Source organism: Streptomyces sp. AcH 505 (assembly GCF_000818175.1).
Lineage (GTDB): Bacteria > Actinomycetota > Actinomycetes > Streptomycetales > Streptomycetaceae > Streptomyces.
Genome location: NZ_JTIY01000001.1, coordinates 4,588,404 through 4,593,250 on the forward strand (window position 1 = coordinate 4,588,404; position 4,847 = coordinate 4,593,250).

At 70.0% G+C, this 4,847-nt stretch carries 4 protein-coding genes; 1 reads left to right on the forward strand and 3 read right to left on the reverse strand.

Annotated elements, in window-relative coordinates; all coding sequences use genetic code 11:
• A partial coding sequence (locus tag HY68_RS20985) for an ABC transporter ATP-binding protein/permease (RefSeq protein ID WP_241778634.1) occupies nt 1-2,147 on the forward strand: 2,147 nt, incomplete at its 5' end.
• A 78-nt stretch (nt 2,148-2,225) separates the two neighbouring features.
• On the opposite strand, the gene HY68_RS20990 is transcribed toward HY68_RS20985, so the two are convergent.
• The 3 genes from HY68_RS20990 to HY68_RS21000 all read right to left on the reverse strand — a co-directional run.
• Entirely contained in the window at nt 2,226-3,008 is a 783-nt protein-coding gene (locus HY68_RS20990; RefSeq protein WP_041991104.1) for a transglycosylase SLT domain-containing protein, read from the reverse strand.
• A gap of 271 nt (nt 3,009-3,279) precedes the next feature.
• Nucleotides 3,280-4,389, reverse strand: coding sequence for an S-adenosylmethionine:tRNA ribosyltransferase-isomerase (locus HY68_RS20995; RefSeq protein WP_241778635.1), 1,110 nt, complete (start codon nt 4,387-4,389; stop codon nt 3,280-3,282).
• Nucleotides 4,386-4,847 (reverse strand): SDR family NAD(P)-dependent oxidoreductase (locus tag HY68_RS21000; protein WP_041991106.1); only part of this gene is annotated, 462 nt, incomplete at its 5' end. The genes HY68_RS20995 and HY68_RS21000, both read right to left, overlap by 4 nt.

Below are 4,847 nucleotides of genomic sequence, written 5' to 3' on the forward strand. Positions count from 1 at the left end.
CGGCGCCACAGGCCCCGGCCCAGCCGCAGCAGGGCTGGCCGCAGACACCGGCACCGCAGGCACAGTTCCCGCCCGCGCCCGTGCCGCAGCAGAGCTCCGCAGCGGGCGGCGCCGCGGGGGCGCCGCCGGTGTACGGGGACCGCAGCCCCACCACGTTCCACCAGCTCTCGCTCGGCCGGGTCATGCGCATCGGCCGTGCCCTGGAGAACGAACTGGTCGTCTCCGACCTCCAGGTGTCCCGGCTGCACGCCGAGTTCACCGCGATGCCCGACGGCCGCTTCGAGATCCGCGACCTCGGCTCGCACAACGGCACGTACGTCAACGGGCAGCCGATCGCCAAGTCCGGCACGGTCCTCCTCAGCCCCGACGACGTCGTCGGTGTGGGGCACTCGGCCTTCCGGCTCGTCGGCGACCGTCTTGAGGAGTTCGTCGACACCGGCGAGGTGTCCTTCTCCGCCCGCCATCTCACCGTGACGGTCGACGGCGGCAAGCAGATCCTCAAGGACGTCTCCTTCGGCGTCCCCGAGAAGTCGCTGATCGCGGTCATCGGCCCGTCGGGCTCCGGCAAGTCCACCCTGCTCAAGGCGCTGACCGGCTACCGGCCCGCCGACCAGGGCGACGTCCTGTACGACAACAGGAACCTGTACAAGCAGTTCGCCGAGCTGCGCCAGCGCATCGGTCTGGTCCCGCAGGACGACATCCTGCACAAGGAACTGACCGTCAGGAAGGCGCTCAAGTACGCGGCCAAGCTCCGCTTCCCCGGTGACACGGCGGAGGCCGAGCGCGAGTCCCGTATCGACGAGGTGCTGCGCGAGCTGAAGCTCGACGTGCACAAGGAGAAGAAGGTCACCTCCCTCTCCGGTGGCCAGCGCAAGCGCGTCTCCGTCGCGCTCGAACTGCTCACCAAGCCGTCGCTGATCTTCCTGGACGAGCCGACCTCGGGCCTCGACCCGGGCATGGACCGCGACGTCATGCAGCTGCTGCGCGGCCTCGCCGACGACGGCCGTACGGTCCTGGTCGTCACCCACTCCGTGGCCGAGCTGGCGATCTGCGACAAGCTGCTCGTCATGGCGCCCGGCGGCTCCGTCGCGTACTTCGGCCCGCCGGAGGAAGCGCTCAACTTCTTCGGCTACGGCAGCTGGGCGGACGTCTTCTCGGCGTTCGAGAACTACCGCGACTACGACTGGGCGGGCCGCTGGCGCGGCTCCGAGCACTACCAGATATACGCGGCCGACATCGACGCCGTCGCCGTCCAGACCGCGCAGGTCCCCTCGCGGGCGCAGATGCGGCCGCCGAAGCCGCAGAGCTGGGGCTCCCAGCTCTGGACGCTGATCCGGCGCTATGTCGCGGTGATCGCGTCCGACCGCGGATTCCTCGGACTCATGGTGCTGCTGCCCGCGATCCTCGGCGGGGTGAGTGTGGTGATCCCGGCGAAGTTCGGACTGGGCCCGCCCACACCGCCCGCGCGCTTCAACGGCGGCGCCGGCATGATCATGATGATTCTCGTGGTCGGCATGTGCTTCTCGGGCTCGGCCAACTCCGTACGAGAGCTGATCAAGGAGCGGGTGATCTACGAACGGGAACGGTCGGTCGGCCTGTCCCGCTCCGCGTACCTGATGTCCAAGGTCATCGTGCTCGGTGTGATCACGGCCCTGCAGGCCGTCATCATCTGCGGCATCGGCTTCTCGGTGCGCGACCTGCCGGCCGAGGGGCTGGTCACCAACCCGGCCGTCGAACTGTGCCTGGCGATCATCGGCATCGGCTTCACCTCGATGATGTTCGGTCTGGTGATCTCCTCCCTGGTCAAGACGGCCGAGAAGACCATGCCGCTGCTCGTGATGTTCGCGATCGTGCAGCTCGTCTTCACCGGCACGCTCTTCCAGATCTTCGGCAAGGCCGGGCTCGACCAGTTCGCCTGGCTGATGCCCTCGCGCTGGGCACTCAGCGCGGCGGGCGCGACGCTCGACCTGTCGCACCTGATGGCGCCGTGGGACCCGGAGAAGCCGAACGACCTCGACCCGCTGTGGGAGCACTCGGCCACCCAGTGGAGCATCGACATGATCGCGCTGATCGCGCTCGGGGTCATCTGCGGCTTCATCGTGTCGCGGCTGCTGCGCCGCCACGAGCCCGAGGTCATGCGCAAGTAGCGCATCGCCAGGAGACGTACACGCGCCGGAGGGCGGCACCCCAGCGGGTGCCGCCCTTCGGCGTACGGATGGCGCGGCTCAGTAGGCGCTGTTGACGTTGTCCATCGAGCCGTACCGGTCGGCCGCGTAGTTGGCCGCGGCGACGATGTTGGCGACGGGGTCGTAGATGTTATTGGGCGTTCCGGAGACGTGGTACGTCTTGAACGTCGGGGGGATGACCTGGAGCAGGCCCTTCGACGGTATGCCGTTGCGGGCGTTGATGTCCCAGTTGTTGATGGCCATCGGGTTACCCGACGACTCACGGATGATGTTGCGGTGCAGCCCGTTGTACGAACCCGGGATGCCGTGCTTCTTCATGATCGACAGGGACTCACGGATCCAGCCGTCGAGGTTGTTGGCGTAGACCGGCTTGCGAACCGTCGAGCGGTTGGCGGCCTGGCCCTTGGCGCGCTTCTTGGCTGCCGCGGCCTTCGCCTTGGCGGCCGCCTTGGCCTTGGCTGCCTTCTCGGCCTTGGCCTTCTTGGCTGCCTCGGCCTTGGCCTTGGCGTCCTTCTCCGCCTTGACCGTCTTGGCGTGGGACGCCGCCTTGGCGAACGCCTGGGCCTGGACCTTGGCGGCGTTCTCGGCGGAAAGCTGCTGCTTGGCGATGCTCGCGTGGAGCGCTGACGCCTGGGTTCCCGAAGTGGAGTTCCAGGCCACCGGCGCTGCGGCGGCCACGGAGTGGGAATCGACGTCGGCGGATGCGTTACCGGGGACCAGGGAGAACGCCAGTGAGGCGGCGCCGATCGCGGCGATGCCGGCGATCGAAACCTTGTGGGTCTTGCTCAGGCGACTGTGACCAGGGGTGCGTGACGCGGACATAGAGACGTACCTCTTCGAATAGCGGGAGTCGCGGAGGCCGGGAGGCCCACTGCCTTCCGGCGGCGACGGACGCAATTCTTAGCGGTAGCAAAAACCTGTGGCAAAGGTGTGACGTACGAAGCTGGATAGTGGGACGGGGTGTGGGGCAGGGGGTGGTCAAGTCGCCCATTTACCCACTTATGCCGAGCTAACACCCGGGACATTGTCGACTAATCCCCTTCGTAAGTGATGTGCGTCCTATGTGCGGCGTCACATCGGGGCGATGACAGTTTCACCAAACGTTGCGTTCGCAACGCACAGCGTGAGTGGTCTCATCCCCCAGGAGGAGATGGACGTCGCCGAACTCGTGCCAGAGGTAGCGCTCACGCAGTGCCTCGGTATAACCCCGGCTCAGCGCGGCCCGCCCCGCGACGGCCTCCAGCATCAGCAGATGGGAGGCCGCCGGCTCGTGCAGCCCCGTCAGCAGCCCGTCCACCGCCAGCACCCCACGGCGCGGCGTGATCACCAGATCCGTCCACCCCGAAGCCGCCCGCACCACCCCGGTGGGCCCCGCAGCCGACTCCAGCGCCCGCACCGCCGTCGTACCGACGGCCACGACCCGGCCGCCACCCGCACGCGCCGCGTTCACCAGCCGCGCCGACGCGGCGGGCACCGCGAACCGCTCCGGGTACGGTGGCTCGTGCGCCTCCGCCGACGCCACCCCCGTATGGAGCGTGATCGGCGCGAACTGCACCCCCCTGCTCACCAGCTCCGCCACAAGACCCGCGGTGAAGGGCCGCCCGGCGCTCGGCATCTCCGCGGAACCCGAGCCGTCGGCCGCAGGCAGCGCGAAGACCGTCTGGTACGCCGACAGCGGCTGGTCCCGCTCCGTGTACCCGTACCGGATCGGCCGCCCGTACGCCCGCAGCAGCCCCGGCACGTCGACGTCCTCGGCCCGCGCCCACCACAGCCGGTCGCCCGCCGGGTCCAGCGGCCGCTCAAGCACCAGCCGTCCCCCGCCCGGCAGCCGGACGACCGTGCCGGCGGAGCCGCCCGCGCGCGGCAGCGTCGTACCCCCGGCAGCCGGGTCGGGGGTGCGCAGCTCGACCGCCCACCGCCCGTCGTCACCCCGCGTCGAGAAGTGCGTGACGACCCGCTCACCACGGATCCGCCCGTTCACCGCCGCCGCCAGCGTCGCCGACGTGTTCACCACCAGGACGTCCCCGGCCCGCAGCTGCCCGGGCAGCTCGCGGAAGACATGGTGCGAGACCCGGGTGCCGTGCGACACCAGCAGTCGTACGTCGTCACGGCCCGCCCCGCGCTGCTCGGCCGGTACCCGCGCCGACAGCTCGGCCGGCACCCGCGGAATGTCCAGCCCCCGCTCCACCGGTGCCCGCCTCACACCGTCCACCCCTTCAGCGAAGGGGCCGTGTACCGGCCGCTCGCCGGACGGCGCTCCAGCAGCCGCAGGAAGCCCGGCACCACCGACGCCGGCTCGGGACGCGGATCCGTGTCGTCCGGCACGGCCGCCGCGTACAGCTCGGTCCGCATGTCACCCGGATCGACCGCCCACACCCGCAGCCCCGGCTCCTCCACGGCGAGCACAGCCGCCAGATGGTCGAGCGCCGCCTTCGACGCCCCGTAACCGCCCCACGTCTCGTACGCCTCCGCCGCGGCGTCCGAACTCACCGCGATCACCGTCCCCGCGGTACTCGCCCGCAGCAGCGGCAGCGCTTCCTGGACCAGCCCCAGCGCCGCCACCACATTCGTCTCCAGCGCCGCCCGCAGCCCCGCGAGACCCAGCCGTTCCAGCCGCACCAGCGGCTGCGCCCCCAGCGCGCTCGCGTTGCTCACCAGCAG